Source organism: Mycobacterium paragordonae (genome assembly GCF_003614435.1).
Taxonomy (GTDB): domain Bacteria; phylum Actinomycetota; class Actinomycetes; order Mycobacteriales; family Mycobacteriaceae; genus Mycobacterium; species Mycobacterium paragordonae.
This window is the reverse complement of the sequence record NZ_CP025546.1, coordinates 5,709,953-5,733,713: the sequence shown is the minus strand read 5'-3', so window position 1 is coordinate 5,733,713 and position 23,761 is coordinate 5,709,953. Positions and strand designations below refer to the sequence as shown.

Annotated in this window: 18 protein-coding genes; 7 read left to right on the top strand and 11 right to left on the bottom strand. The window is 66.6% G+C overall.

What is annotated here, in order from left to right; translation table 11 throughout:
* Positions 1-64: 64 nt before the first annotated feature.
* Complete coding sequence (locus tag C0J29_RS25510) at positions 65-1,630, bottom strand: PE domain-containing protein (RefSeq protein WP_242460549.1); 1,566 nt, start codon at positions 1,628-1,630, stop codon at positions 65-67.
* 197 nt (positions 1,631-1,827) lie between these two features.
* Here C0J29_RS25510 and C0J29_RS25505 point away from each other — a divergent pair, with 197 nt between their 5' ends.
* Both C0J29_RS25505 and C0J29_RS25500 read left to right on the top strand, forming a co-directional pair.
* The gene (locus tag C0J29_RS25505) at positions 1,828-4,437 is read left to right on the top strand and encodes a helix-turn-helix transcriptional regulator (protein WP_120793947.1); all 2,610 of its coding nucleotides are present in this window, start codon (positions 1,828-1,830) and stop codon (positions 4,435-4,437) included.
* A 45-nt stretch (positions 4,438-4,482) separates the two neighbouring features.
* On the top strand, positions 4,483-5,235 hold the full coding sequence (locus tag C0J29_RS25500; protein ID WP_120793946.1) for an acyltransferase domain-containing protein: 753 nt from the start codon (positions 4,483-4,485) through the stop codon (positions 5,233-5,235).
* A 12-nt stretch (positions 5,236-5,247) separates the two neighbouring features.
* Here C0J29_RS25500 and C0J29_RS25495 read toward each other — a convergent pair whose 3' ends face one another.
* The gene (locus tag C0J29_RS25495) at positions 5,248-8,484 is read right to left on the bottom strand and encodes an AAA family ATPase (RefSeq protein ID WP_120793945.1); all 3,237 of its coding nucleotides are present in this window, start codon (positions 8,482-8,484) and stop codon (positions 5,248-5,250) included.
* Between the two features lie 191 nt (positions 8,485-8,675).
* On the opposite strand from C0J29_RS25495, the gene C0J29_RS25490 reads away from it, so the two are divergent.
* Entirely contained in the window at positions 8,676-9,968 is a 1,293-nt protein-coding gene (locus C0J29_RS25490; RefSeq protein WP_065049844.1) for a citrate synthase, read from the top strand.
* A 27-nt stretch (positions 9,969-9,995) separates the two neighbouring features.
* Here the strand turns inward: C0J29_RS25490 and C0J29_RS25485 are convergent, their stop codons facing one another.
* Positions 9,996-11,546 carry a phytoene desaturase family protein gene (locus tag C0J29_RS25485; protein WP_371872463.1) on the bottom strand — a complete coding sequence of 517 codons (1,551 nt, stop codon included), beginning with the start codon at positions 11,544-11,546 and terminating at the stop codon, positions 9,996-9,998.
* Between the two features lie 9 nt (positions 11,547-11,555).
* Entirely contained in the window at positions 11,556-11,819 is a 264-nt protein-coding gene (locus tag C0J29_RS25480; protein ID WP_120793943.1) for a DUF2630 family protein, read from the bottom strand.
* Between the two features lie 99 nt (positions 11,820-11,918).
* Between C0J29_RS25480 and arfA the strand changes: the two genes are divergently transcribed.
* Genes arfA through arfC form a run of 3 tightly spaced genes read left to right on the top strand, consistent with a single transcriptional unit; the run spans position 11,919 to position 15,125 of the window.
* The gene (gene arfA, locus C0J29_RS25475) at positions 11,919-12,950 is read left to right on the top strand and encodes a channel-forming protein ArfA/OmpATb (RefSeq protein ID WP_242460548.1); all 1,032 of its coding nucleotides are present in this window, start codon (positions 11,919-11,921) and stop codon (positions 12,948-12,950) included.
* A 13-nt stretch (positions 12,951-12,963) separates the two neighbouring features.
* Positions 12,964-14,400 carry a channel accessory protein ArfB gene (arfB, locus tag C0J29_RS33245; protein ID WP_167482732.1) on the top strand — a complete coding sequence of 479 codons (1,437 nt, stop codon included), beginning with the start codon at positions 12,964-12,966 and terminating at the stop codon, positions 14,398-14,400.
* On the top strand, positions 14,397-15,125 hold the full coding sequence (gene arfC, locus C0J29_RS32980; protein WP_162951551.1) for a channel accessory protein ArfC, sunset domain variant: 729 nt from the start codon (positions 14,397-14,399) through the stop codon (positions 15,123-15,125). Before arfB ends, arfC begins: the two co-directional genes overlap by 4 nt.
* Positions 15,126-15,128: 3 nt before the next feature.
* Here arfC and prrB read toward each other — a convergent pair whose 3' ends face one another.
* From prrB to C0J29_RS25430, 6 genes are all read right to left on the bottom strand, one after another.
* Positions 15,129-16,469 carry a two-component system sensor histidine kinase PrrB gene (gene prrB / locus C0J29_RS25455; RefSeq protein WP_065049887.1) on the bottom strand — a complete coding sequence of 447 codons (1,341 nt, stop codon included), beginning with the start codon at positions 16,467-16,469 and terminating at the stop codon, positions 15,129-15,131.
* A 25-nt stretch (positions 16,470-16,494) separates the two neighbouring features.
* Entirely contained in the window at positions 16,495-17,196 is a 702-nt protein-coding gene (prrA, locus tag C0J29_RS25450; protein WP_065049832.1) for a two-component system response regulator PrrA, read from the bottom strand.
* Positions 17,197-17,248: 52 nt separating this feature from the next.
* Entirely contained in the window at positions 17,249-18,919 is a 1,671-nt protein-coding gene (locus C0J29_RS25445; protein WP_120793939.1) for an FAD-binding dehydrogenase, read from the bottom strand.
* A 95-nt stretch (positions 18,920-19,014) separates the two neighbouring features.
* Positions 19,015-19,629, bottom strand: coding sequence for a TetR/AcrR family transcriptional regulator (locus C0J29_RS25440; protein WP_065049828.1), 615 nt, complete (start codon positions 19,627-19,629; stop codon positions 19,015-19,017).
* 101 nt (positions 19,630-19,730) lie between these two features.
* Positions 19,731-20,354: a TetR/AcrR family transcriptional regulator gene (locus C0J29_RS25435; RefSeq protein ID WP_065049826.1), complete on the bottom strand. Its 624-nt coding sequence runs from the start codon at positions 20,352-20,354 to the stop codon at positions 19,731-19,733.
* 147 nt (positions 20,355-20,501) lie between these two features.
* Positions 20,502-21,629, bottom strand: coding sequence for an FAD-dependent oxidoreductase (locus C0J29_RS25430; protein WP_120793938.1), 1,128 nt, complete (start codon positions 21,627-21,629; stop codon positions 20,502-20,504).
* A 97-nt stretch (positions 21,630-21,726) separates the two neighbouring features.
* On the opposite strand from C0J29_RS25430, the gene C0J29_RS25425 reads away from it, so the two are divergent.
* Complete coding sequence (locus tag C0J29_RS25425; RefSeq protein ID WP_120793937.1) at positions 21,727-22,272, top strand: TetR/AcrR family transcriptional regulator; 546 nt, start codon at positions 21,727-21,729, stop codon at positions 22,270-22,272.
* On the opposite strand, the gene C0J29_RS25420 is transcribed toward C0J29_RS25425, so the two are convergent.
* Complete coding sequence (locus tag C0J29_RS25420) at positions 22,257-23,756, bottom strand: carboxyl transferase domain-containing protein (protein WP_120793936.1); 1,500 nt, start codon at positions 23,754-23,756, stop codon at positions 22,257-22,259. The genes C0J29_RS25425 and C0J29_RS25420 overlap by 16 nt on opposite strands.
* Positions 23,757-23,761 lie beyond the last annotated feature (5 nt).

The following is a 23,761-nucleotide window of genomic DNA, read 5'->3' as shown; positions in this document are numbered from 1 at the left end:
AAGATCGAGTAAAGGGACACCGCGTTGCGCAAGGAATCGCGTCGTTAGCCGGAATCGCGCGACTTCACAGGCGACCGAGGCCGAACAGGCCCGCGATGCCCGTGCCGAAGTTGAAAAAGCCCGAGTCGTAGCCGCTCACCCGGCCGATCGGTTGGCCCCCGATCGCCGCGGTGACGGCGGTGTTGAAGAAGCCCGACATCCGGCCGTCGATGTCTGAGCCGCCGGACGCCAAGTTGGAGACCCCCGAAATTCCGTGATTCACGATGCTGCCGCCCTTGGCGGTATTCAGCAGACCCGACATCTGTGAGCCGGTGTTGTTGAAGCCCGACACGTTGGTTCCCGTGTTGTTGAAGCCCGAGGTGGACAGGCCGGTGTTGAAAGCGGATCCGATACCGGTGTTGGCGTTACCCGAATTCCCCAGACCGGTGTTCGTGTCGCCCGAGTTCCCGTTTCCCGTGTTGTAGTCACCCGCGTTCCAGAAGCCGCTGTTGACGATGCCAGTATTGCCGAAGCCGGTGTTGTAGTTGCCGGAGTTCCCGAAGCCTGTATTGGCCAGGCCGGCGTTCCCGACGCCGGTATTCAAAGCGCCGGTGTTGCCGACGCCGAAACCACCGGCGCCGGAGTTTCCGATGCCGAAGTTGTTGTGAGGACCTGGCAGTTCTCCGAGGGTGCTGCCCGCGTTGAAAATCCCGATGTTGCCGGAGCCGGAGTTGAAAAGTCCGATGTTGTTGGTTCCGGAGTTCCCGAAGCCGATGTTGCCGCTACCTGAGTTTAGCAATCCCGCTAGGTTGATGCCCACTTGATTGTTGCCGGTGAGCCCGATCCCGATGTTGTTGTTTCCGGTGTTGCCGAATCCAGTGTTGTTGTTGCCGGTGTTGCCGGCGCCGGTGTTGAAATTGCCGGTGTTTCCGCCGCCCCTGTTCCCGTTGCCGCTGTTTCCGAGGCCGATGTTGTCGTTACCGGTGTTGCCCAGTCCCACGTTGTGAGTGCCCGGCCCGTAAAGGTTGGTTCCGACGTTTCCAAAGCCGAAATTGTCGTCTCCGATGTTTCCGGAGCCGAAGTTTCGGTTGCCGGTGTTGCCGCTGCCGATATTCGCGTTGCCGGCGTTGCCGCCGCCGAAGTTCTGGTCGCCGATATTGCCGCTGCCGAAGTTGCTGTTGCCGGTATTGCCGTTACCGACGTTGGCGGCGCCCTTGTTGCCCAGGCCCAGGTTGGCGAGCAGTTCCTGGACGCTCGCGGCGGGCCCGGGCCGCGCGGCAACGCTGGCGGGGCTGCCGATCAGTGGCCGTCCGGTCAGGGTCACGAAAGGCGCGTTGACGAGGTCTAGCAGGCTCCGGAGCGGCGCGGCGGCGGCCGCCTCAGCGCCGGCATACGACTCCGCGCCGCCTGCCAGGATGCGCACGAACTGGTCGTGGAACCGCGTCGCCTGCGCGCTGAGCGCTTGATATTGCCGGCCGTGGTTGGAGAACAGGGCAGCGAGGGCTGCCGACACCTCATCGGCTCCCGCGGCGATTACCGCCGTGGTCTGGGCCGCAACGGCTGTGTTGGCCGCGTTGAGGGCCGACTCGATAGCGGCCAAATCCGTTGCGGCCGCGGTTATCAGATCTGGTGCTGCCGTCACGTACGACATGTGATTCCTCCAACTGGTCATTTGGCGTGGCGGGCGTGCAGGGGCATTGAACCCAGCCTGACCTGACGCGGCGGCTCGGCATTGAGTAGTCGAATACTTAATCGGGGTGTGGCGCAGCACCGGAGGATGAACTCAACGAATGGGATGTTGGCCCGATTAGCCGCAGAATTTGCGGTGCTTACCCGTACGCTACGGACGTGCGCTTGTCGTGGCCGTTAGTCGGCCGCTTGGAGCAGTTGCGAACCATCAAAGCTGCTCTGGCGGCCTCGGACACCCCCGGCATAGTCGTTTGCGGTCCAGCGGGGGTCGGGAAGAGTCGGATCGCCCGTGAAGCGCTGTCTGCAGCCGTTTCCCGGGGTTGCGAGGGCCGGTGGGCCGTCGGCACCTCGGCGGCGCGGGCAATCCCGCTGGGCGCCTTCACAGAGTGGGCGCAGCCAGGGGTCACCGATGTCGTTCAGCTGCCGCGCGCCGTCATGGAGGCACTGACCGCGGCGCCGTCGGGAGTCCCGGTAGTGCTGGCCGTCGACGACGTCCAAATGCTGGATGATCTTTCTATTTTCGTTCTCCATCAGGTCGTGCAGCGGGGTACGGCGAAAGTGTTGCTCACCGTCCGCGGCGGTGACCCCATTCCACCTGCGGTGCAAGACATATGGAGGATCGGCCAATTCGAACGCATTGACCTGCAGCCCCTGGCGCTTGAGGAAACCGGCGCCCTGCTCGCGGCCACCTTGAGCGGCCCCGTGGATCCGGTTGCCGTTCAGCGGCTTTGGCGGCTCACACGGGGCAACCTGCTGTATCTGCGCAATATCGTCGAGCAGGAGGTCGCAGACCGGCGAATCGTCCGCCGCGACGGCTATTGGCGCTGGCTCGGCGATCCCGTCATGCCGCCCGGACTGGTTGAGTTGATCGAATCCCGTATCGGATCGCTACCCGCTCCGGTCAGCGATGTCGTCGACGTGGTCGCCGTCGGGGAGCCGCTCGAATTGGCGCACCTGAGGCACATTGCTGACCCGGTGGCGATCGAGGAGGCCGACACGCGTGCCCTTATCACTCTCGAGTCGTCCGACGGCGCCGTCCAGGTGCGCTTGGCGCACCCGCTTTACGGTGAGGTGCGCCGACGCCGCGCGCCGTCGACGCGCTTGCGGCGACTGCGCGGCCTCGTTGCCGCCGAACTCGCCACTTGCAGCGACGACATCCAGGTCGTGGTGCGGCGGGCCACCCTGAGTCTGGACTCCGATCTCACCCCCGACCCCAACCTTCTGGTCAACGCGGCTCACGGCGCGGTCTGGCTGGCGGATCTCCAGCTTGCAGATCGGCTCGGTGACGCCGCGGCCCGTGCCGGAGCCGGTGCTGAAGCGAGTTTCGTTCGCGCGCATGCACTTTCGTGGCTGGGTCGAGGTGCGGAAGCTGACGCCGTGCTAGCCGGTGTCGACACCAGCCCGTTGACCGATGTCGAGCGCTCCCGACTGGCCTTCCTGAGGGCCAGCAACATGCTGTGGGCGCTGGGTGACCCCGCGCGCGCGAAAGAGGTCATCGACGCTGCGCCGTTAACCGCAGCACCGCAGGCGCGCAGCTACATCGATGCGTTCCTGACGGTCTACTGGTTTGCGACCGACGAACCAGGTGCCGCGCTGCGCGCGTCGAAGAGCCTTGAGTTGAGCGAGTTACCCGCAGTCGTCGGCGCTGAGATCGCCTGGGTCCTGGCCACGATCAGCGCGGACGCGGGACGAGCCGGCGAGGCCTCGGCCCTAGCGGAGGCCGGATATGCCAGTGTCGCAAGCTCTTTCGACGCGCCACAGATGGCATTCAATATCGCGGATTCGCATGTGAGCGCGCTGCTGTTGGCGGGCCGGGTTGCGGAGGCCCTTGAGGTGGCCGAGCGGGTGAGCTGCCGGGCAGCCGACATGCCGGGGGCTGCTCAACTGCTGGGTGCCGCGATCAGGGGTCGGGCCGCACTCGGTGCCGGCAACGTGCGATCCGCGGCCCCATTGCTCGAAAGCGCCGTGGCGGGCCTGACCGCCACGCACGCGCTGGGCTGGGGATACCGCTACGACGTCTCCCGCGTCACTGCCCTGGCTGTCGGCGGATCCATCGAGCAGGCGAGCGCCGCGCTCGCCGCGCTAGACAGACAGCGTCGCCCATTCCGGTCGCTGGACTACGAGCGCGGTTTGGCGCGAGCATGGGTGGCCGCGGTCCAAGGCGCCGTCTCCGAAGCGATCTCCATCGCGCTGACGACAGCTCAAAAGGCCTCGGCCAAAGGGCAATTCGGGGCAGAAGTGCTGTGTCTGCAAACCGCCGCCCAGTTCGGTGATCAATCGGGTACACCCAGGTTGCGCGAGCTCGAAGCGGTCGTCGAGGGACCACGGGTCGGCATCGCGGCACGGTTTTCGGCCGCCCTCCACGCGGGTGACGCCAGCGGACTGGCCGCGCTGTCCGAGGAATTCGAGCAGATCGGCGACCAGATTGCCGGCGTCGACGCCGCCGCACACGCCGCCGTCGCATACCGCAACCAGGGCTTGCGGGGATCCGCCCTGGGTTGCGCGGCCCGGGCGGATGCGTTGGCCGAGCAGTGTGGCGCTGTGTCGACTCCGGCGCGTCGACGGGCGAGCGAACCGCTGCCTTTCACCGATCGCGAACGGGAGATCGTGATGCTGATCGGTGCGGGGCTGTCCAACCGCGCGGTCGCCGACCGACTGACACTCTCGGTTCGTACCGTGGAGAGCCACATCTACCGGGCGATGTCGAAAACCGGCACCACCACTCGCGAAGAACTCGCCGCGCTGGTGTCGCATCGCCAAATTGAGTAGCGGAATACTGCCTGGGCCCGACGTGGACACGGACATGCTGACTGCGTGAGCCGCCAGCCGAGGCCTGTGATTGCGGCAACTTTCGCCGCACGTACCGGCCTGCGTACCGAGATTCTGACCGCGAAAACCATCGCGACAGGCGGGACGGTGTTCGTGTTCCCGGGCCAGGTTTCGCGACCGACGGGTGGGACGGTCGCGGCGGTGGAGTCCGCGCGTCCGTTCAGGGCGCAATTACGTCTCTGCGATGACGCTTTCGCCGAATTCGTGGATTGGTCGGTGCTTGGGACGGTGCTGGGCGCCGCCGGGTGTCCCAGGCCGGACCGCCTCGATGTCGCGCCGTCCGTGATGTTTGCGGTGATGGTGTCCATTGCCGCGCAATGGCGTGCGATGGGAATCCATCCGGACGCGGTGCTGGGCCAGTCCCTAGGTGAAGTCGCGGCGGCATACGTGGCAGGCGCGCTGTCGCTGCGAGACGCTGCGCGAGTAATGACGTTGTGCGGCAACACTCGTGAGATAGCTACCGAAGTCGGCAGCGTCGATGTTGACATGCTGCGGCAGGGGCTGCGCAAGTCGCTTTCCGGGATACGACCCCGGTGCGGTGACATCCCGTTCATCTCGTCGGTCACCGGTGCGGGGCTGGACGCGTCGATCCTCGACGCCGAATATTGGTTCGCCAACTTGCGTCAAGCCTGCTTGTTCAACGAAGCCGTGCGGTGGTCATCCGAACAGGGTCACCGGACTTTCATCGAATGCAGCCCGCGTCCGGTGCTTATCGCCGGGATTCAGGAGTTCTTGTGATCTCCACTGAGGCTAGTTCAGGCCGGCGCGCCCGCTGAGTCCGGGAAGCCGCGCGGCGGCGTCGTCACCTGACTGGCGAGTACTCCGGTATTCAGAAGCAGCTCGCGCGGCCATGGTCTCGGCCCACGCGATATGCCCGTCGAATCCCAGCGTGTCCGCCATCGTGCGGTAGCGGTCCACCAGGACCCGGTAAGCGTCGTCGTCGCCGCATGTGCGGGCCATCAATGCGCGCAGCCGCAGTAGCGTGATCTCACGCATCGCCCAATTATCCTGTGCGCCAAGCTGTGTCAAGCGGTCGATCGCCGCCTGCGCTTCAGTGATGTCTTCTGCTGCGCCACGCTCCAGCAGTGTTTCCGTCAGGACACCGATGCCCAGCAGTTCGAAGAACGGCCGTCCCGCCCGGTACAACTCGTCGACCGTTCGGCGCATCACCGGGATGGACGAGTCATGATCGCCGCGGCGCGCCGCGTCCCGTGCCACCCACAACTCGGCAACCGGAACGAGGAAGGGGATGGGCTCGTGTAACCACATCGCACGGACCTGCACCATCAATTCCAGCCCACGGTCGCGGTCGGACGCGGCCTCCCGGCTCAGAAGTGCGGCGGCCCAGGCGTACCGTGCGATGCTCAGAGCGGCATTGCTCGATGCCTCGGCTTTCTGCACGGCATGCTCGATCCGGCGCAACGCGGAGTCATCCGGCCTGAAGACCCCGTAGGTGATCGGCAGGCCGTAGGTCCAGCCCGCGATCATGGCGTAGGTTGTCGGATCGCTATTCCGGGCCAATGTGTAGGCGTCGAGGAGATTGTGTCGCCAACCTCGACGGCCCACCCACCACCCGGCAACGCCCCGCCAGGCCAGGGCGGCAGCCAGGGGTGATCCGAAGCCGAATTCCGATCCCTTGGTGGGATCGCCGTCGGCGAGTTCGATGACGGTCTGCGACCATCGCAGGATCTCGCCGAAGTCGCCGGCATCGAACCAGTTGTTGAATCCGATGAATGCCAACCCGATGAGGGTGGGGTCGCCGATCGACTCCAACAACCTCATCTGCTCGGACATGATTTTCGAGCCCTCGCCCGTGCGTCCGCTGTACATGTACTCGGTGGCCAGCCCGGTCATGCCGATGGCGAGCGAAACTGAGTCCCCGGCTGCGGCACACAGTTCGCGCAGTTCTTCGAAACGGCCGCGGCTTTCCGTGATCGCTTGCCACCCGCTGGCACACAGCATCGTGCGAGGCGCGATGCGCAAGGACAGCTGATCGGTTCGGTCCGCGGGAAGGGTGTCGGCGATCTGGCATGCCCGCTCCCAACTGACCCGGGCCGCGCCGACGTCGAGGTTGGCCGAACGCGCGCCGGCCCGCATATGCCAGGCATACGCCTCGGCCAGCTCACCGGCGGCCTCCAAGTGCTCGGCGATCAGGGCTGCATTCGAGTCGGGCGAATCGCGGCTTTTTGATTCGATGGCCGCGGCCAGCCGCCGGTGCCAGTCGGCGCGGTCGGCCTTCAGTTGCGATTCGTAGGCCACCGCGCGGATCAGCGGATGGCGAAAGGCGTACTCGGCACTTGGGGTTAGCCGCACCTGATCAATCAGTTCCCCATGCAGCAATTCATCGACCTGCGGCTGGATGCCCAACGCTGCGAGTAGGTCAGCGTCGAAGCGGGCTCCGATCACCGATGCCGCGTTCAATGTCCGCCGTGCGGCTGAATCGAGTCGGTCGATGCGTGCCGCGATCGCCGCCTGCACGGTGGCCGGCACGCTCAACTCAGCGACTTCCGCCGAACAGACGTATCCGCCGCGCTCGCCGGTCAGCGTCCCGCGTTGCACCAGTTCCCGCACCATTTCCTCGGTGAAGAACGGGTTGCCCGCGGCGCGCCCGGCAATGATCGGTGCCAGCTCACCGACGGAGGGATGGGAACCGAGCAGCTCCCCCAGCAGTGCCGCGGTGTCCGAATCAGCCAGTGGCGCAAGCGCTATGGTCTGCGCACCGGTCACGCACGTCAGCGTTCCCCGGTACTCCGGGCGATAGGTGATCAGGACCACGGATGGGGTCCGTGCGATGACGGTCAGGAAGTCGGCAAGCATCGACTCGCTGACCGCGTCGATCCAGTGCGCATCCTCGATCACGAAGAGCGCCGGCTCGGTGCGCGCCAGCGACGTGCTGTTGATCAGGCTGGTCAACCGGCGCCGTCGGGCCTCGGGGTCGATCTGGGGCAGCGGCACGTCCGGGTCGGCGATGCCGAGCAGATCGTCAAGCAACAGCAGATCGTGCGGGTTGGCGTCGGGCGGCACGGTGTCCCGCACCCGCGTACGGGCGGCTGGTCCACTGAGGTCCGTAACGCCGCTTGCGACGCGCAGCAACCTGGCCACCACGCCGAAGGAAACGTCGCGGGCGTGTGACTCACAGAACGTCCAATACACCTCAACTCCGCGCGGCGCGGCCCGCGCCGCGATCTCGCGAGCCACCCGGCTCTTGCCGATGCCTGGCGGTCCCACCACCGTCACGACACCGCCACGTCCGCCGATCGCCCGTTCCACCATGGCGTCCAACGCGGCCATCTCCCAGCGCCTGCCCACCAGGTTCGCCTCGGCGCGGGCCACCACGCCGTCCGGTCGGCTGATGGCCAACAGCCGGCGCGCCGGCACCGGGTCGGCAACACCCTTGATGTGCACCAGTTCCGGCACGCCCAACACCGCGGCGTGCTCGACCAGTCGCACGGTTGACTCCGACAGCAATATCCCGCCTGGTTGCGCCGCCGATTCCATCCGCTGCGCCAGCCCGACCGTTTCACCCGTCGCGGCATACCCCAGCGTGATCTCGCCCGCGATGACCTGTCCCGAATGGAGGCCGACCCGCAGTTGCAGCGCCACGTCGTCGCGGCGCGCCACCTCGGCTGCCAGCCCGGCGGCTTCGTCCTGGATAGCGAGGGCGGCCAGACACCCGCGCAGGGCGTGATCCTCCAGTGCGACCGGGGCGCCGAACAGCGCCATCACCCCGTCACCGGTGTATTCGACCGTTCCGCCGTAGCGCTGCACTACCGCCGCCGACCGCTGCACCAGCTCGGTCATCACCTCGCGCAACCGCTCGATGTCCAGGTTGGCCGCGAGGTCCATCGAGCGCACGACGTCGGCGAACAACACGGTGACCTGCTTGTAGTTGGCCGTCTCGGCCGGGAGCAGGGTGGCAGTGCCGCACTGGTCGCAAAACCTGGCGTTCGCCCGCATGTCGTTACCGCATGACCCGCATGCAGTCATTGGCCAAATATAAGTCGTTAACCAGCGCGTTGCGGAGACTTCCGGCCTCTCCGTCAGGTGACCGACCTGCAGATCCGACCCCGAGAAGGCACGCCGTGGAGATAACGACTACCTTCACCTATACGCACCTAGTGCACAGATGTGCACCTTGGGCGGGCAGCCATATCAAGCCTGAGCGCAAAGGGGTTCTCGTGGGCGACACCGACGACACCGCAACTCTGAAGTACCCGGGGGGCGAGATCGACCTGAAGGTCGTCCATGCAACCGAAGGTGCCGACGGCATTGCGCTGGGTCCGCTGCTGTCCAAGACGGGGCACACCACCTTCGACAACGGCTTCGTCAACACGGCTTCCTGCAAGAGCGCCATCACCTACATCGACGGTGACGCCGGCATCCTGCGCTACCGCGGGTACCCGATCGACCAGCTCGCCGAGAAGTCCACCTTCATCGAGGTCTCCTACCTACTGATCTACGGCGAGCTGCCCACCACCGATCAGCTGGCCGAATTCACTCAGCGCATCCAGCTGCACACCATGCTGCACGAGGACCTCAAGCGGTTCTTCGACGGATTTCCGCGCAACGCCCACCCGATGCCGGTGCTGTCCAGCACCGTCAACGCCCTGTCGGCGTACTACCCGGATTCGTTGGACCCCACCGACAACACCCAGGTCGAGCTGTCCACCATCCGGCTGCTGGCCAAGCTGCCCACCATCGCCGCCTACGCCTACAAGAAGTCGGTCGGCCAGCCGTTCCTCTACCCGGACAACTCGCTGACGTTGGTGGAGAACTTCCTGCGGATGACCTTCGGGCTGCCCGCCGAGCCCTACCAGGCCGACCCCGAGGTGGTCCGGGCCCTGGACATGCTGCTGATCCTGCACGCCGACCACGAGCAGAACTGTTCGACCTCGACCGTGCGGCTGGTCGGGTCCTCTCAGGCCAACCTGTTCACGTCCATCTCCGGCGGGATCAACGCCCTGTGGGGTCCGCTGCACGGCGGCGCCAACCAGGCCGTGCTCGAGATGCTCGAGCAGATCCGTGAGAGCGGCGACGACGTGGGCGAGTTCGTCCGCAAGGTGAAGAACCGCGAGGCCGGCGTCAAGCTGATGGGCTTCGGTCACCGCGTCTACAAGAACTACGACCCGCGTGCCCGGATCGTCAAAGAGCAGGCCGACAAGATTCTGGCCAAGCTCGGCGGCGACCCGTTGCTGGACATCGCAAAGCAGCTGGAAGAGGCGGCGCTCACCGATGACTACTTCATCGAGCGCAAGCTCTACCCGAACGTCGACTTCTACACCGGCCTGATCTACCGGGCCCTGGGCTTCCCGGTCCGGATGTTCACCGTGCTGTTCGCCCTGGGCCGGCTGCCCGGCTGGATCGCGCACTGGCGCGAGATGCACGACGAGGGTGACAGCAAGATCGGTCGTCCGCGCCAGATCTACACCGGCTACACCGAGCGCGACTACGTCGGCATCGACGGCCGCTAGTTAGTTAGCGCTGTGTGATTCTCGCAGTTACAGCGAGGCCAGCACAGCCATGGCGGCATTGTGCCCGCCGATGCCCGAGACCGCTCCGCCACGTCGGGCGCCCGAACCACACAGCATGATCCGGTCGTGCGCGGTGGCCACGCCCCACTGCCGAGCCGGTGTGTCCAGCGGATCGTCGTCGTCTGCGAACGGCCACGAGAGCGCGCCGTGAAAGATGTTGCCCCCCGTCATGCCCAGCCGGTCCTCCAGATCCAGCGTGGTGGTGGTCTCCAGGCAGGGGCGTCCGTGCGCATCGGGCAGGAGCACATCCTGAATCGGTTCGGCCAGAACGGAATTCAACGACGCCAGCACCGCTTCGGTCAGCTGCTCGCGTAAAAGGCCCGGCTCGGGCGAACCCGACACGGGGGCCTGGAAGCCGAAGACCGTCATCGTCTGCACTCCGGGCAGCTGCGGCGAGACGATGCTCCGATCGGTCAGGGAATGGCAGTAGGCCTCGCACGGCAACGGATCCGGCAACTGACCATCCGCGGCCCGCAGGTAACCGGCGTCGAGTTGCGACCACGTCTCGTTGACGTGGAACGTGCCGCCGAAGGCCTGTTCGGGGCTCACGCCCTGATCGCGCAGGCGTGGCAGCCGGCGTAGCACCATGTTGACCTTGACCTGGGGACCCGGCGCCACCGGTGGCGCCGTTTCACCCAGCAGACCGGCCAGCACCGCGGGTCCGACGCCGGACAGCACGAAACGGCCGCGGACCCGATGCTCGTCCCCGTTGCTGCGGTAGCGCACCTCGCCACCCGGATCCAGGGCCAAAACCTCAGCGTCAGTTGTTATTTGGGCTCCATGACGGCTCGCCGCAGCGGCCAGGGCAGCGGACACCGCGCCCATGCCGCCGATCGGCACATTCCAGTCGCCGGTGCCACCGCCGAGCACGTGATACAGGAAGCAGATGTTCTGCAGCAGCGACGTGTCGTCCAGGCGGGCGAAGGTACCGACCAGCGCGTCGGTGGCGATGACGCCACGAATCAGGTCGCTCGTCACGGCGTCGGTGATGGCGTGCCCGATCGGCTCGTCGACCATGGCTCGCCATGCGGCCATGCCATCAGGATCACCATCGGCCACGACGAGCTGGCGGGCCTGCTCCCGGGTGCGCAGTGGTTCCAGCAGGGTAGGCCAGAGGCGTCCGGTGACCAGTCCGCAACGGCGGTAGAACGCGGCGAATCGGCGCTCGTCGCCCGCCGCTCCGATGGCGGCGAAACTGCCGGTCGGCCCCACCAGCAGGCCGGTGCGTCCCGACGTTCCCGGGTCCGGCGTGTACGACGAGTAGGGGCGTCCGGCCAGCTGCACTCCCGCGCCGATGTCGTCGACGATGCGTGACGGCAGCAGACTCACCAGGTACGAATAGCGCGACAGTCGGACGTCGACACCGTCGAAGAGCTGGGCAGATACGGTGGCACCGCCGATGTGCGGCAATCGTTCGAGCAGTCGCACCCGAAGGCCCGCCCGCGCCAGGTAAGCGGCCGCGACCAGGCCGTTGTGGCCGCCGCCGACGACGACTACATCGAAATCGGCGTCGGCCATCGGCACGCGCTAATTGAGGTAACCCTCGACCTCGTCGGCCGGACGCACAGCGGCTTCACGCGGGTCGCCGCCGGTTTCGCGCAGGGCCCGGCGCTGCCGCAGCAGATCCCAGCACTGATCGAGTTCGACTTCGAGCCGGCGCAACCGGTCGTGTTCCTCGTCGGTCGAGATTTCACCGTGCTGCACCTGCTCACGCAGGGCCTTCTCCTGGGCGACCAGGTCACGGATGTGTGCCAGGGCGTCGCGGTCCGTCGGGTTGTTTCCGTTGGCCATGGCATCAGTCTGCCCCACGTTCCCTCGGTATCGTATGTGGACTCGGTAGGCTCATATCGCCTGGAAGCGCGAACAACGGCGGTTGAGTGAGGAGCGATGGTGGGTCCAGAGGTGGGGGTGGACGAAGCACCCGCGCCCCCGCGTGACATCGACCAGGCTGAGCGGACCCCGAAATTCCGCCGGCAACGCCCCGGCCGACCCTGGTTGATCGGTGTCGCGGTAATCCCGCTTCTGTTGGCCATCATCGGATACGGCGCGTACGAGCGGCCCCTGGGCGTCAACGGGCCGACCGGCGATCTGCCGACACTCACGGCTGCGCCGGCCGGTTCGACCAATATCCCCAGCGGCCCGAGCCTGGCTCTGTCGCTGCTCACGATCAGCCGCAGCGGCAACAACATCACGCTGATCGGTGACTTCCCGGACGACAACGCCAAGGCGGCGCTGATGAAGTCGCTGAAAGCGCTTACGCCGCCCGGCGTCACTGTCATCGACCAGATCCATGTCGACCCGCTCGTGCACACCCTTGACTTCACCAACGCAGACCCGGTCTTCACCGCGGGCGCGGCAATCCCCGACTTCACGCTGAAAATCGAGAAAGACACCGTCACGCTGGGCGGCACCGCATCGCCGGACCAGAAGGACGCCGTCGAGCGTGCAGTGGTCGGCGCCTGGCCCGGCGTCAACGTCGCCAACACGATCGTGGCCAGGGGCCAGATCACGCCGAATGCGCCGCAGGCGGCGACCCCGGTTCCCCCTCCCGGGCCTGGGGCGTGCAAAGACCTGCAGGCGGTCCTCAACAAGATGACGGGAGGTCCACTGGCCTTCGGCGCCGACGGCGTGAGCCTCACCCCGGACGACAACCAGATCCTGATCCGGGTGGCCGATCAACTCAAGGCCTGCCCGGCCGCACGCGTCACGGTCAATGGATACACGGACAACGCCAGCGCTGAAGGCATCAACATTCCGCTGAGCGTTCAGCGGGCCACCGCCGTCGCCGAGTACCTCATTGCGAATGGAGTCGCGCGCGATCGCGTCACCGCCAAGGGTCTTGGCTCGGCGAATCCGATAGCCAGTAATGACACGGCTGAGGGTCGTGCGAAGAACCGTCGCGCCGAGCTCGTGGTCAGCTAGGAGAGAATCAGGCATGGGGTTTCTGATCCAGTGGTTGGTCTACCTGGCTGCTTTTGTGGCCGGGTCGGCCGTCGCCTACGGGATCGCCTCGTTGCTGATCAAGGCCGATAAACCGGTGCGGACTCCGAAAGAAGTTGTGCCCGAGCCTGTTTCGGGACCGGTGCCCGAGGTTGCCGACCCGCGGGCAACAGCTGAGGCCGTGGCTGACGGCGAGTTGTCGCAGCCGTCGTGGACCGGGGCCGCGGTGGCCTCGGCTGAGGCGGCTGCTGACGGTGAGGCGGCCGAGACATTCGAGCAGCTGCTGTGGCCGGAGTCGGTTCAGCCGGCGGCTGAGGTTGCTGAGGCATCGGAGTCCGAGCCCGAGTCCGAGCCGGATCCGGAGCCGGAGCCCGAGACCGAGCCGGAGCCGGAGTCCGTGGAGTCCGTGGCCGAGCCCGAGCCCGTGGAGTCCGTGGCGCCGGAGTCCGAGGTTGCCGAGGTGGCGGAGAGTGCGCCCGCCGACCCGGCGGTCGAGGAGCCGATCGCCGAAGCCGCAGAGCCAGAACTCGAAGCCGAGGAAGAGCCAGAGCCGGAACTCGAAGCCGAGGCGCCTGAATCCGACTCTGAGTCGCCGCTGCCGCCCGAACCGCAGACGGATGAGCCGGAGATAGCGGAGCCGGTCGCAGAGGTTGCCTCTGAACCGGAACCCGAACCCGAACCCGAGCTCGAGGCCGCGGTTGCCGTGGCATCGGAACCCGAGAACATCGAGGAGATTGCGGAGCCGGTCGCCGACCCAGAACCGGAGGCCGAGGCCGCCGGGGCGTCAGAAGAACCTGGGACATCGCAGCCGCAGTGGCCCGGCCCGCAGATCGTCGAGCCGGAGATCGTCGAGCCGGAGATGGTTGCCGAAGTTCCCGAACCAGAACCAGAGCCCGAACCAGAGCCCGAAGTTGCCGAGGCGTCGCAACCCGAGGTATCGCAGCCGCAGTGGCCAGGCCCGCAGATTGTCGAGCCGGAGATTGTCGAGCCGGTTGCCGAAGTCCCCGAGCCAGAACCCGGACCCGAGCCCGAGCCTGAACCCGAACCCGAACCCGAGGTTGCTGAGTCGTCCGACCCCGAGCCGGCGTTGTCGCAGCCGCAGTGGCCGGGACCCGCGTCGCAGTGGCCCGGTACGCAGACGACTGAGCGGGAGACTGTGCAGCCGGTTGCCGAAGAACCCCAGCCCGAACCGGAACCCGAGCCCGAACCGGACCCTGAGCCCGAACCGGAACCTGAGCCCGAGCCCCAGGGTGCCGAGTCGTCGGAACCAGAACCCGAGCTGTCGCAGTCACATTGGCCGGGGCCCGCCTCGCAATGGCCAGGCCCCGGCGCTGTCGAGAGAGACGAGTCCGAGGAGCCCGAGCCCGAACTGCGGCAGCCCCAATGGCCGGGTCCCCCGTCCCAATGGCCGGGAATCGGAGTCAAGCGGTGATCGCCCACGTGCACTGGTGGATGGTCGCCGTGTCGTTCGGACTGGGCATGGTGTTGACGTTCACGCTGATGGCCCGGCCCGCCCGAGCCCAGATGCCGGCCTGGGTTCTCGCTGAACCCAGACCTCTCCCTGAACCCAGACCTCCTGCTGAACCCAGACCGCGCCCCAAGCCCGAGCCGGCGATGAAAACCCCTGCGGCCGAAGCGCCAACGAAAAAACTACCGGTCGCCAAAGCCAAACCAGGGCCGGCGAAGAAGAAGGCCGTCTCCAAGGCGCCGCCGAGAAAGCGCACCTCCGGCGACGCGGTGACGGAACGAATCCCCGTTGCCAAAGACCCTGCGACGGAGCGGATTCCGGTCGCACGCAAGAGGCCGGTGAAGAAGACTGCCGCCGCCAAGAAAGCGAGGCCGAAAGGTGCCGCGCCCAGGCGCCGGCCCGTTCCGAAAGATGCTGTGACGGAGAAGATTCCAGTCGGCAGCGAGGCGGAGACCATCGTGCTGCCACTGATGCCGTACGCGCCCTACGGCCCGGGGTCCATGCGCGCCAACCTCGACGGCAGCGGACCGGAAGGTTGGACAATCAAGGGGCGCATGGATTCCCGGCTGTTCTACACGCCGGACGACGAGTGCTACGAGGACACCGAGGCCCAGGTCTGGTTCCAGGACCAGGAATTCGCCGCCCGGGCGTTCTTCACGCCGTGGCGCAACAGCGCGCTTAAAAGCTAGCTGCTAGCTCGGTCCGGGAAGACGCAGCACCAGGCGTGCCCCACCCAGCGGACTGCTTTCCAGCGACGCCGTTCCGCCGTGCAGGTGTGCCTGCTGCGCGACCAGAGCCAGCCCGAGGCCCGAGCCCGAATGCGACGCCGTCGAGCCCCGGGAGAACCGCTCGAACACCACCTGGCGCTCTTGCTCCGGCACCCCACTGCCGTCGTCATCAATGGCGATCTCGACTCCGGCCCGCGAGCTGACCGCGGACAGTTGGACATGGGTGGCGCCGCCGTGTTTGACGGCGTTGGCGATGGCGTTGTCGACGGCCAGCCGCAACCCGGCCGGCATCCCGACGATGATGCACGTCGGCGAGGGCACCAGGGAGACATCGAGATCGGGGTAGATGCGGGTGGCGTCGTGGGCGGCGCGGTCCAGCAGGTCGGTGATGTCGACCGGCACGTGATCATCCGAGGTGGACAGTTCGCCCTGTGCCAATCGCTCGAGTGCGCTCAGCGTGGCCTCGATCCGCGACTGGGTGCGGATCACGTCGCTGAGCACTTCTTTGCGTTGGTCGTCGGGCAGATCGAGGGTGGCCAGCACCTCGAGGTTGGTCCGCATCGCAGTCAGCGGGGTACGCAGTTCGTGGGAGGACACCGCCGCGAAGTCGCGAGCCGAGGCCAGCGCCTCCTGGGTCCGGTTCTGCTCGTTCCAGATGCGCTGCAGCATCCCCCGCATGGCTTCGGCGATCTCCACGGCTTCGCTCGCACCGTGCACTTCAACCCTCGGGGCCTCGTCACCCGCATCGATCGACCGAGTCTGCTCGGCGAGTTGTTTGAACGGTCGCACCGCGAAAGCGGCCAGCAGCCAAGCGAATACGGCCGCCGCACCGATGGCCAAGGTACAGATCAACAGCACCCGTCGATGCAGATTGTTGGTTTCGGCGTAGGTGGCGTCATACGTCGCGGCGACCGCGACCGAGGTCGGCTCCGGGCCCGGGATCTCGACCGTGCGCACCCGGTAGCGCACCCCGTGGATGAACGTGTCGGCGTAGTCGGCCTGCAACTTCGGCAGATTGATGTCGGAGTTCGACTTGATCACGCTGCCCCGGCGCACGGTGATCAGCGCGTCCTGGTCATTGGGGGATCGCGGTATCTCGTCCAGCCCGCGGGGCACGAACGGGATTGCGAATCCGGCCGCTTCGTCCAGGCGGCGGTCCAGCCTTTCCTTGCGGTCCTTGGTGATGCCCACCCAGACCACCGCGCCGACGATCAGCACCGGAATGGCAGCCCCGATCACCGTCGCGACCACCACCCGAGTCCGCAGCGAAGGTGTGCGGGCGAAGATTCGCGACAGGATGTTCACTGCCACCATCGGGCACCTACCGCGCTCATTGCATCCTGAGCACGAAACCGACTCCACGGACGGTGTGCAGGAGCCGGGGGCCGCCGTTGGCCTCCAGCTTGCGCCGCAGGTACCCGATGAAGACGTCGACGACGTTGGTGTCGGCGGCGAAGTCGTAGCCCCACACCAGTTCGAGCAGTTGCGCGCGGGACAACACCGCCGTCTTGTGCTCAGCGAGCACGGCGAGCAGGTCGAACTCCCGCTTGGTCAGGTCCACGTCGACGCCGTTGACACGGGCGCGCCGGCCGGGGATGTCCACTTCCAGCGGACCCACCGTGATGGTTTCCGAGGACGTCGAGGCGGTGGCGCCGCGCCGGCGCAGCAGGGCGCGCACCCGCGCCACCAGTTCGGCCAGCACGAAAGGCTTGACCAGGTAGTCGTCGGCGCCGGCTTCGAGCCCCGCAACCCGGTCGTCGACCGAGCTGCGGGCACTCAGCACACAGACCGGCACGTCGTTGTCCATGGCTCGCAGCGCCGTCACCACGCTGACACCGTCCAGCACGGGCATATTGATGTCGAGCACGATCGCGTCAGGCCGGGTCTCGGTGGCGCTGCGCAGGGCCTCGGCACCGTCGACCGCGGTGGACACCTCGAATCCGGACAGCCGCAGACCGCGTTCCAGGGAGGCGAGCACATCGGAGTCGTCATCGACCACCAAGACCCGAGGTGAGTTCACACCAGTGTCCATGCGCCTATCTTGCCTGATTGAGCGCTACGGCGGTGGGAGGCGCTCGCGAGGGTCAGAGGTCGTCCGCGGCGCCGCGGCCGGCGGCCCGACCGGAGAAGATGCAACCGCCCAGTAACGTCCCCTCCAGCGCGTTGTATCCGTGCACGCCACCGCCGCCGAATCCGGCGACCTCCCCGGCCGCGTACAGGCCCGGGATGGTTTGGCCGTCGTTGCCCATGGCGCGGGAGGACAAGTCAGTCTGTATGCCGCCCAACGTCTTTCGCGTCAGGATGTGCAGTTTGGCCGCGATCAGCGGTCCGGCTTTGGGGTCCAGAATGCGGTGCGGCGCCGCAACCCGGCCCAGTCGATCGCCCAGCGCGCGCCGGGCATTGCGGATGCCCTGCACCTGAACGTCCTTGCAGAACGGGTTGGCGACCTGCAGATCGCGGGACTCGATCTGGGCACGGATTCCGGCCGGGTCCAGCAGGGGTTCGTCGGTCAGGGCGTTCATCTTTGCGACGAGGTCTTCGAGGTTGTCCGCGATCACGAAGTCGGCGCCGCGCGCCTTGAACGCCTCGACCGGACCCGTCGCGTCTTTGTTGAAGATGCGCTGCTGCAGGACTTTCATCAGGCTCTTGCCGGTGATGTCGGGATTCTGTTCCGACCCCGACAGGGCGAACTCCTTCTTGATGATCTTTTGGGTCAGCACGTACCAGGAGTAGTCGTACTTCGCGATCTCGGGGTTGGTGCGCAGATACTTCAGCGTGCCCAGGGTGTCGTAGCCGGGCAGGAACGGCGCCGGCAGCCGGCGGCCCAGCGCGTCGAACCACATGGACGACGGGCCGGGGATGATGCGGATGGCGTGCTTGGGCCAGATCGGGTCCCAGTTCTTGACGCCCTCGGTGTAGTGCCACATGCGGTCGCGGTTGACCAGACGGACCCCGCTGTCGTGGGCGATGTCGAGCATGCGCCCGTCGACATATTCGGGGACGCCGGTGATCATGGACGACGGCGGGGTGCCCATCCGATCCGGCCAGTACCGCCGCACCATCTCGTGATTGCCGCCGATCCCGCCGGTAGTGATGATCACGGCCTGGGCCGACAACTCGAATTCGCCGACCGCGTCGCGGTTGGACGGGGCGCCCCGCACCGCATCGTCGGGCGCCAGCACCGTCCCTTTGATGCCGGTGACCGCGCCGTCGGTGAACACCAATTCATCCACGCGGTGGCGGTGGTGGAACGTCACCTGATTGTCCTGTGCGGCATCCAGGGCCGAATTCACAAAGGGCTCAACCACTCCGGTGCCCGTTCCCCACGCAACGTGGAAGCGCGGCACCGAGTTGCCGTGCCCGTCGGCACGCAGGTCACCTCGCTCGGCCCACCCCACTGTCGGCATGAACCTGATGCCGAGGTCGGTCAGGTAGGACCGCTTCTCGCCGGCGGCGAACTCCACGTAAGAACGGGCCCATTTGGCCGCCCACACGTCCTCATCGTCGAGGCGATCGAATGCCGCGCTGCCGGACCAGTCATTCCAGGCCAGCTCGAGAGAGTCTTTGATCCCCAGCACCCGCTGCTCGGGGGTATCGACCAGAAAGAGGCCGCCGAAAGACCAAAAGGCCTGCCCGCCGAGATTGGCCTCGTTCTCCTGATCGACCACCGCGACCTTCTTGCCGCGGCGGGTCAGTTCGTGGGTAGCGACCAGCCCGGCCAGACCCGCACCGACAACGATGACATCAGCGTCCATGAGACAGCCCTTCTGTGCGCCAACAGACTCACCAACACATTAGATACATGAATGTATCATATGCAAGTACGCATCGGAAGGGGCGTTACGGACGGTCAGTCGCGAGTCAGCACGACGTTCATCAGTTGAGTGAGCCAGGCGCGTGCCGCGGCCTGGTCGCTGTCGAGCAGCAGCTGGACACTGACCCCGTCGTAGGCCGCGATGATGGCGCGGGCCGTGTCGGTCACGTTGTCGATCGCCTTGTGGAAGCCGATGCCGCTGGCGATCAGTCGTTCCTCGATCACTTTGCGCAGCTGCGCTCGGTGGACTTCCCAGCGGTGGGCGAGCTCGGGGTTGCGGGCGGAATACAGCAGGAAGTCGAATTTGATCAGCAGCCAGTCGCGTTCGAGGAGCAGCGTGTCGACGATCCGCTCCACAACTCCGGGCAGGTCGACAACCGCATCGGCACCCTCCATCGCGGCGCGTACCTGCTCCGCGGTGCGGCCGGCCCACTCGTCGTACAGGAGGAAGAACAACTCTTCCAGGCTCTCGAACTGCGAATAGAACGCGCCCCGGGTGTAGCCGGCGGCTTCGCAGACGTCCTCGATGGTCACGTGGCCGTAGCCCTTTTCGGCGAACACCCGGAACGCCGCCTCCATGAGTCGGGCACGGGTTTCGGCGCGGCGCTTGGTGACGCGTGGTGGCTTCGCTGCGGTGGTTGCAGTCGGCATGTGTGCACCCCCTATTCCCTCTGTAGCCGATACATTGCCACATCGGATACGTGACGTGCCACATTGGGGGTGAATGTCGCGGACCTGAGTCTGTCGCGTGATCAGTGACCGGTTCCGTCGGGCATCAGCAACACATTGAGCAGCTGAATGAGTCGGGAGCGAGCGGCACCGTCATCGTTTTCCAGCAGCAGCTGGGTGGCCAGGCCGTCATAGAGGGCGATGATGGCTTGGGCCGTCTCACCCGCGCTGCCGATCGACTCGTGCGACCCGATGCCCCGGCCGGTGAGCAGGTCTTCAATGGTCATCCGCAGTTTTCCGCGGTGGACGGACCAGCGCTGGGCCAGCTCCGGATTGCGGGCGGCCACCGCCAACAGATCGACCTTGATCAACAGCCACTCGCGTTCAAGCAGCAGGGTCTCCGCGATGCGCGCGATGATTCCGGGCAGATCGTGGACTGGGTCGCCGGCCTCCACGGCGCTGCGCACTTGTTCTGCTATCTGGGCTGTCCACTGGTGGTAGATGACGAACAGCAGTTCTTCCAGGCTTTCGAACTGCGAGTAGAACGCCCCACGCGTATAGCCGGCGGCGGTGCACACGTCTTTGATGGTCACCTGCCCGTACCCCTTCTCGGCAAAGACGTCGATCGCGGCATCAATCAGTCGTCCGCGGGTTTCGGCGCGGCGCTTGGTTACCCGCGTCGCCTTCGCGGTGCTCACTGACGTCATCGTTCCTGCGCCTTCTACGAGATTTATCTAGGTATCGGATACACCGTAGCATAAAATATATATACGTATCGTATACATCTACGTATCACCGTTAGGCGGCGGCGGAGGTGGTCGGTGCAGCTGCGGCCGCGATCGCGGTGGTGACGGTCACCGGTTGACCAGGCCGCTCAACCGCCACGCCAGTCGCCGCCGCACCGCCGGAACGTGCGCGGCAACACGCATGGCCGAATTGCGGACCGGGCGCAGCGGACGCGGCATCGTCGACACCTTCGTGAGCCGTCCGGTCAGCTTCAGCACCTGTTGGGCCCGTCCTCGCTGGGTCGCGCTGTAGGCATCGAGCGCGGCGTCCGAAGGCTTGGTGAGCGCCTCGGCCAACGTGACGGCGTCGTTGATGCCCAGGTTCATGCCCTGGCCGCCGGCCGGGCTGTGCACGTGAGCGGCATCGCCCGCCAAGAGCAACCGACCCGCCCGGTAGGTGTCGGCGACTCGGTGCTGGATTCGGAAGCGCGACCCCCAGACCAACTCAGTGACCATCGTGCGTCCGGGACCGAAGCCGCGGCTGTCCAGCAAATTTTGTACGAACTCGATCGTCGGCACCGGGGGTGCTTGCTGTGCTGGCGCCACGATGCGATAAATGCCACCGGGCAGCGGTGCCAGGACGGTCAATCCCTCGTTGCCGTAGAACAGGATCACCTCGTCGGTGGGTGCGTCTCCGGCGCCCCGCACATCGGCCAGCGCGAACGACTCTGCGAATTCGCCGCCGGTGAAGCCGATCCCGGCTTCGTGGCGAACGGTGCTGTGCATGCCGTCGGCGCCGACGACGTAGCCCGCGCGGATGCTGTCACCGTCGTCGAAGGTCACCGAGACGCCGGTTGCGTCCTGGCTCAGGTGACGCACCGTTCGGGGCCGAATCACTTTGCCGCCCAGTTCATTCAATCGCTCCTCCAGCGCCTGCTCGGTGTCGGCCTGGGAGATCATCAAGCTGTACGGGTAGGCCGTCGGGAGATCGCTGAAGTCGACTGGGATCAGTACCCGGGAGCCCTGGCGCATGGTGAACCGCGGCGCGGCCAACCCGGCCCTGACCAGGCGCGGCGAGACGTCGAGTTCTTCCAGTAATTCCAGGCTGCGGGCATTGACCACCGCGGCGCGGGAAGTGTTGGCGCCGGACGGCAGTTTGTCGACCACCACCGCGTCGACTCCCCGGGTGATCAAGGAGGTGGCCAGCGTGAGACCGGTGGGCCCGGCGCCCACGATCAGGACATCGGTGTCGTTCATGGTGGTTCCTTTCCAGCTAAGTCAACAACTGTTGATATAGCCATCATGCGCGTGCCCTGGTCGTTATGTCAACACTTGTTGGCCTACAGTTGTTGACATGAGGCGGTCGTCTGCGGAAACCAAGGCCCTGATCCTGGCCAGGGCACGTGAGCGGTTCGGGACGGCCGGGTTTCAGGCCGCCACCATTCGGGCGATCGCCGCTGACGCCGGCGTTGATCCGGCCATGGTGATGCGGTACTTCGGCACCAAGGACCAACTGTTCGCCGCCGCAGCCGAATTCGACCTGCGGCTGCCCGAATTCACGCCGGCCGACCGGGATCGCGTCGGTCAGTTGCTGGTCGGCCACTTCCTGCGCCGTTGGGAGGGTGGCGACGACGCCCTGGTGATCTTGTTGCGCTCCAGCGCGACGAACGAGGTTGCGGCGCAACGAATGCGGGAGATTTTCGGCATCCAGTTGCAGCCGCTGGTGGCGTCGTGGGCGCCGTCCGGTCAGGCCGCGGCGCGGGCCGGTCTGATCGCCACTCAGATCCTGGGTTTGGCGTTGTGCCGCTTCGTGTTACGGCTGCCGCCGGTGGTCGACATGAGCCACGACGAGGTGGTCGGGTGGCTCGGTCCGACGATCCAGCGCTATCTGGACGACTGAGCCTCGGGTAGCCCGATGCGGCGGTAGCGCCGCAAGCGAGCGGCCAGACGCTGCGGACCGGGTATCTCGCGCAGCGCGTGGACCTCGGTGGCGATGGCCGCCGACAGCCGTCGGGCAAATTCAACCGGCTCGTCGGCGGCATCGGGATGCTCGGGAACGATAGCGTCGACGATGCCCGACGCCAGCAGATCAGCCGATCGAATGCCCTGTGCCGCAGCAAGTTCGGCTGCGTGGCCGGTGTCGCGGAAGACGATAGCACTGGCCCCTTCCGGCGGCAGGGGCGCCAACCAGCCGTGTAGGGCAGCAAGCACCCGGTCGGCGGGCACCATCGCCAGCGCCGGCCCGCCGCTGCCCTGGCCCAGCAACACCGACACCGTCGGCGTGTCCAGCGTGACGAGCTCGGCCAGGCACTGGGCGATCTGACCGGCCAGCCCACCCTGCTCGGCTTCGGCCGACAGTGCCGGACCGGCAGTGTCGATCACCAGCACCAGCGTCAGGCGAAGTTCGGCGGCCAACGCCATGCCGCGGCGGGCCTCACGCAGCGAACCAGGCCCCACGATGTTTCCCCCGCCACTTTCCATCCTGCGCTGGCCGAGGACGACGACGGGCTGTCCGCCGAAGCGGGCCAGTGCCAGCAGCGTGGTCGCCGCCTCGCCCTGGCCGGTGCCCGACAGCAGCACCCGATCGGTGGCGCCATGGCGCAGCAGGTAGCGGGCGTCGGGGCGATCGGCGCGGCGCGACGCCAACACCGAGTCCCAGGCGGGCACGTCGGGAATCGGCTCCGGACGTGCGCGGGGAGGTGGCGGTTCGGGGGTGTCCGCGATGACGGTCAGCGCCCGGTGCAGCGTCGCGCGCAGGTCGTCCAGCGCGACGACGCCGTCGATCACCCCATGGCGCTGCAGATTCTCCGCAGTTTGCACGCCCGCCGGAAATGGCTGGTCGTACAGCAATTCGTACACCCGGGGACCCAGGAATCCGATCAGGGCGCCGGGCTCGGCAACGGTGACGTGGCCCAGCGAACCCCAGGACGCAAAGACCCCTCCCGTGGTCGGATTGCGCAGGTAGACCAGGTAGGGGAGGTGGGCCTGCCGGTGCAGTTTGACAGCCGCGGCAATCTTGACCATCTGCAGGAACGCGACCGTGCCCTCTTGCATGCGGGTACCGCCGGAGCACGGCGACGCCAGCAGCGGCAGCCGTTCGGCCGTCGCGCGCTCCACCGCAGCGGTGACCCGTTCGGCCGCGGCCACGCCGATCGAGCCGGCCAGGAACGTGAAGTCGCAGACCGCCACCGCCACCCGCCGTCCGAAGACCCGGCCCTCGCCCGTCGACACCGATTCGTCGCGGCCGCTGGCGGTGCGCGCGTCGGCCAGCTCGCGCGCATAACCGCTGGACATCGGTACTGGTAGGGGGTCGACGTCCCAGCTGACGAACGAGCCTTCGTCGAGCACCGCGTCGCGCAGCTGGTCGATCGTGATCCGGCTCACAGGGA

Excerpts from the sequence above, each read along its gene's own strand:
- C0J29_RS25510 (WP_242460549.1), bottom strand. The coding sequence starts at position 1,630 with ATGTCGTACGTGACGGCAGCACCAGATCTGATAACCGCGGCCGCAACG.
- C0J29_RS25495 (WP_120793945.1), bottom strand. The coding sequence starts at position 8,484 with ATGACTGCATGCGGGTCATGCGGTAACGACATGCGGGCGAACGCCAGG.
- C0J29_RS25485 (WP_371872463.1), bottom strand. The coding sequence starts at position 11,546 with ATGGCCGACGCCGATTTCGATGTAGTCGTCGTCGGCGGCGGCCACAAC.
- C0J29_RS25480 (WP_120793943.1), bottom strand. The coding sequence starts at position 11,819 with ATGGCCAACGGAAACAACCCGACGGACCGCGACGCCCTGGCACACATC.
- arfB (WP_167482732.1), top strand. The coding sequence starts at position 12,964 with ATGGGGTTTCTGATCCAGTGGTTGGTCTACCTGGCTGCTTTTGTGGCC.
- prrA (WP_065049832.1), bottom strand. The coding sequence starts at position 17,196 with ATGGACACTGGTGTGAACTCACCTCGGGTCTTGGTGGTCGATGACGAC.
- C0J29_RS25445 (WP_120793939.1), bottom strand. The coding sequence starts at position 18,919 with ATGGACGCTGATGTCATCGTTGTCGGTGCGGGTCTGGCCGGGCTGGTC.
- C0J29_RS25440 (WP_065049828.1), bottom strand. The coding sequence starts at position 19,629 with ATGCCGACTGCAACCACCGCAGCGAAGCCACCACGCGTCACCAAGCGC.
- C0J29_RS25435 (WP_065049826.1), bottom strand. The coding sequence starts at position 20,354 with ATGACGTCAGTGAGCACCGCGAAGGCGACGCGGGTAACCAAGCGCCGC.
- C0J29_RS25430 (WP_120793938.1), bottom strand. The coding sequence starts at position 21,629 with ATGAACGACACCGATGTCCTGATCGTGGGCGCCGGGCCCACCGGTCTC.
- C0J29_RS25425 (WP_120793937.1), top strand. The coding sequence starts at position 21,727 with ATGAGGCGGTCGTCTGCGGAAACCAAGGCCCTGATCCTGGCCAGGGCA.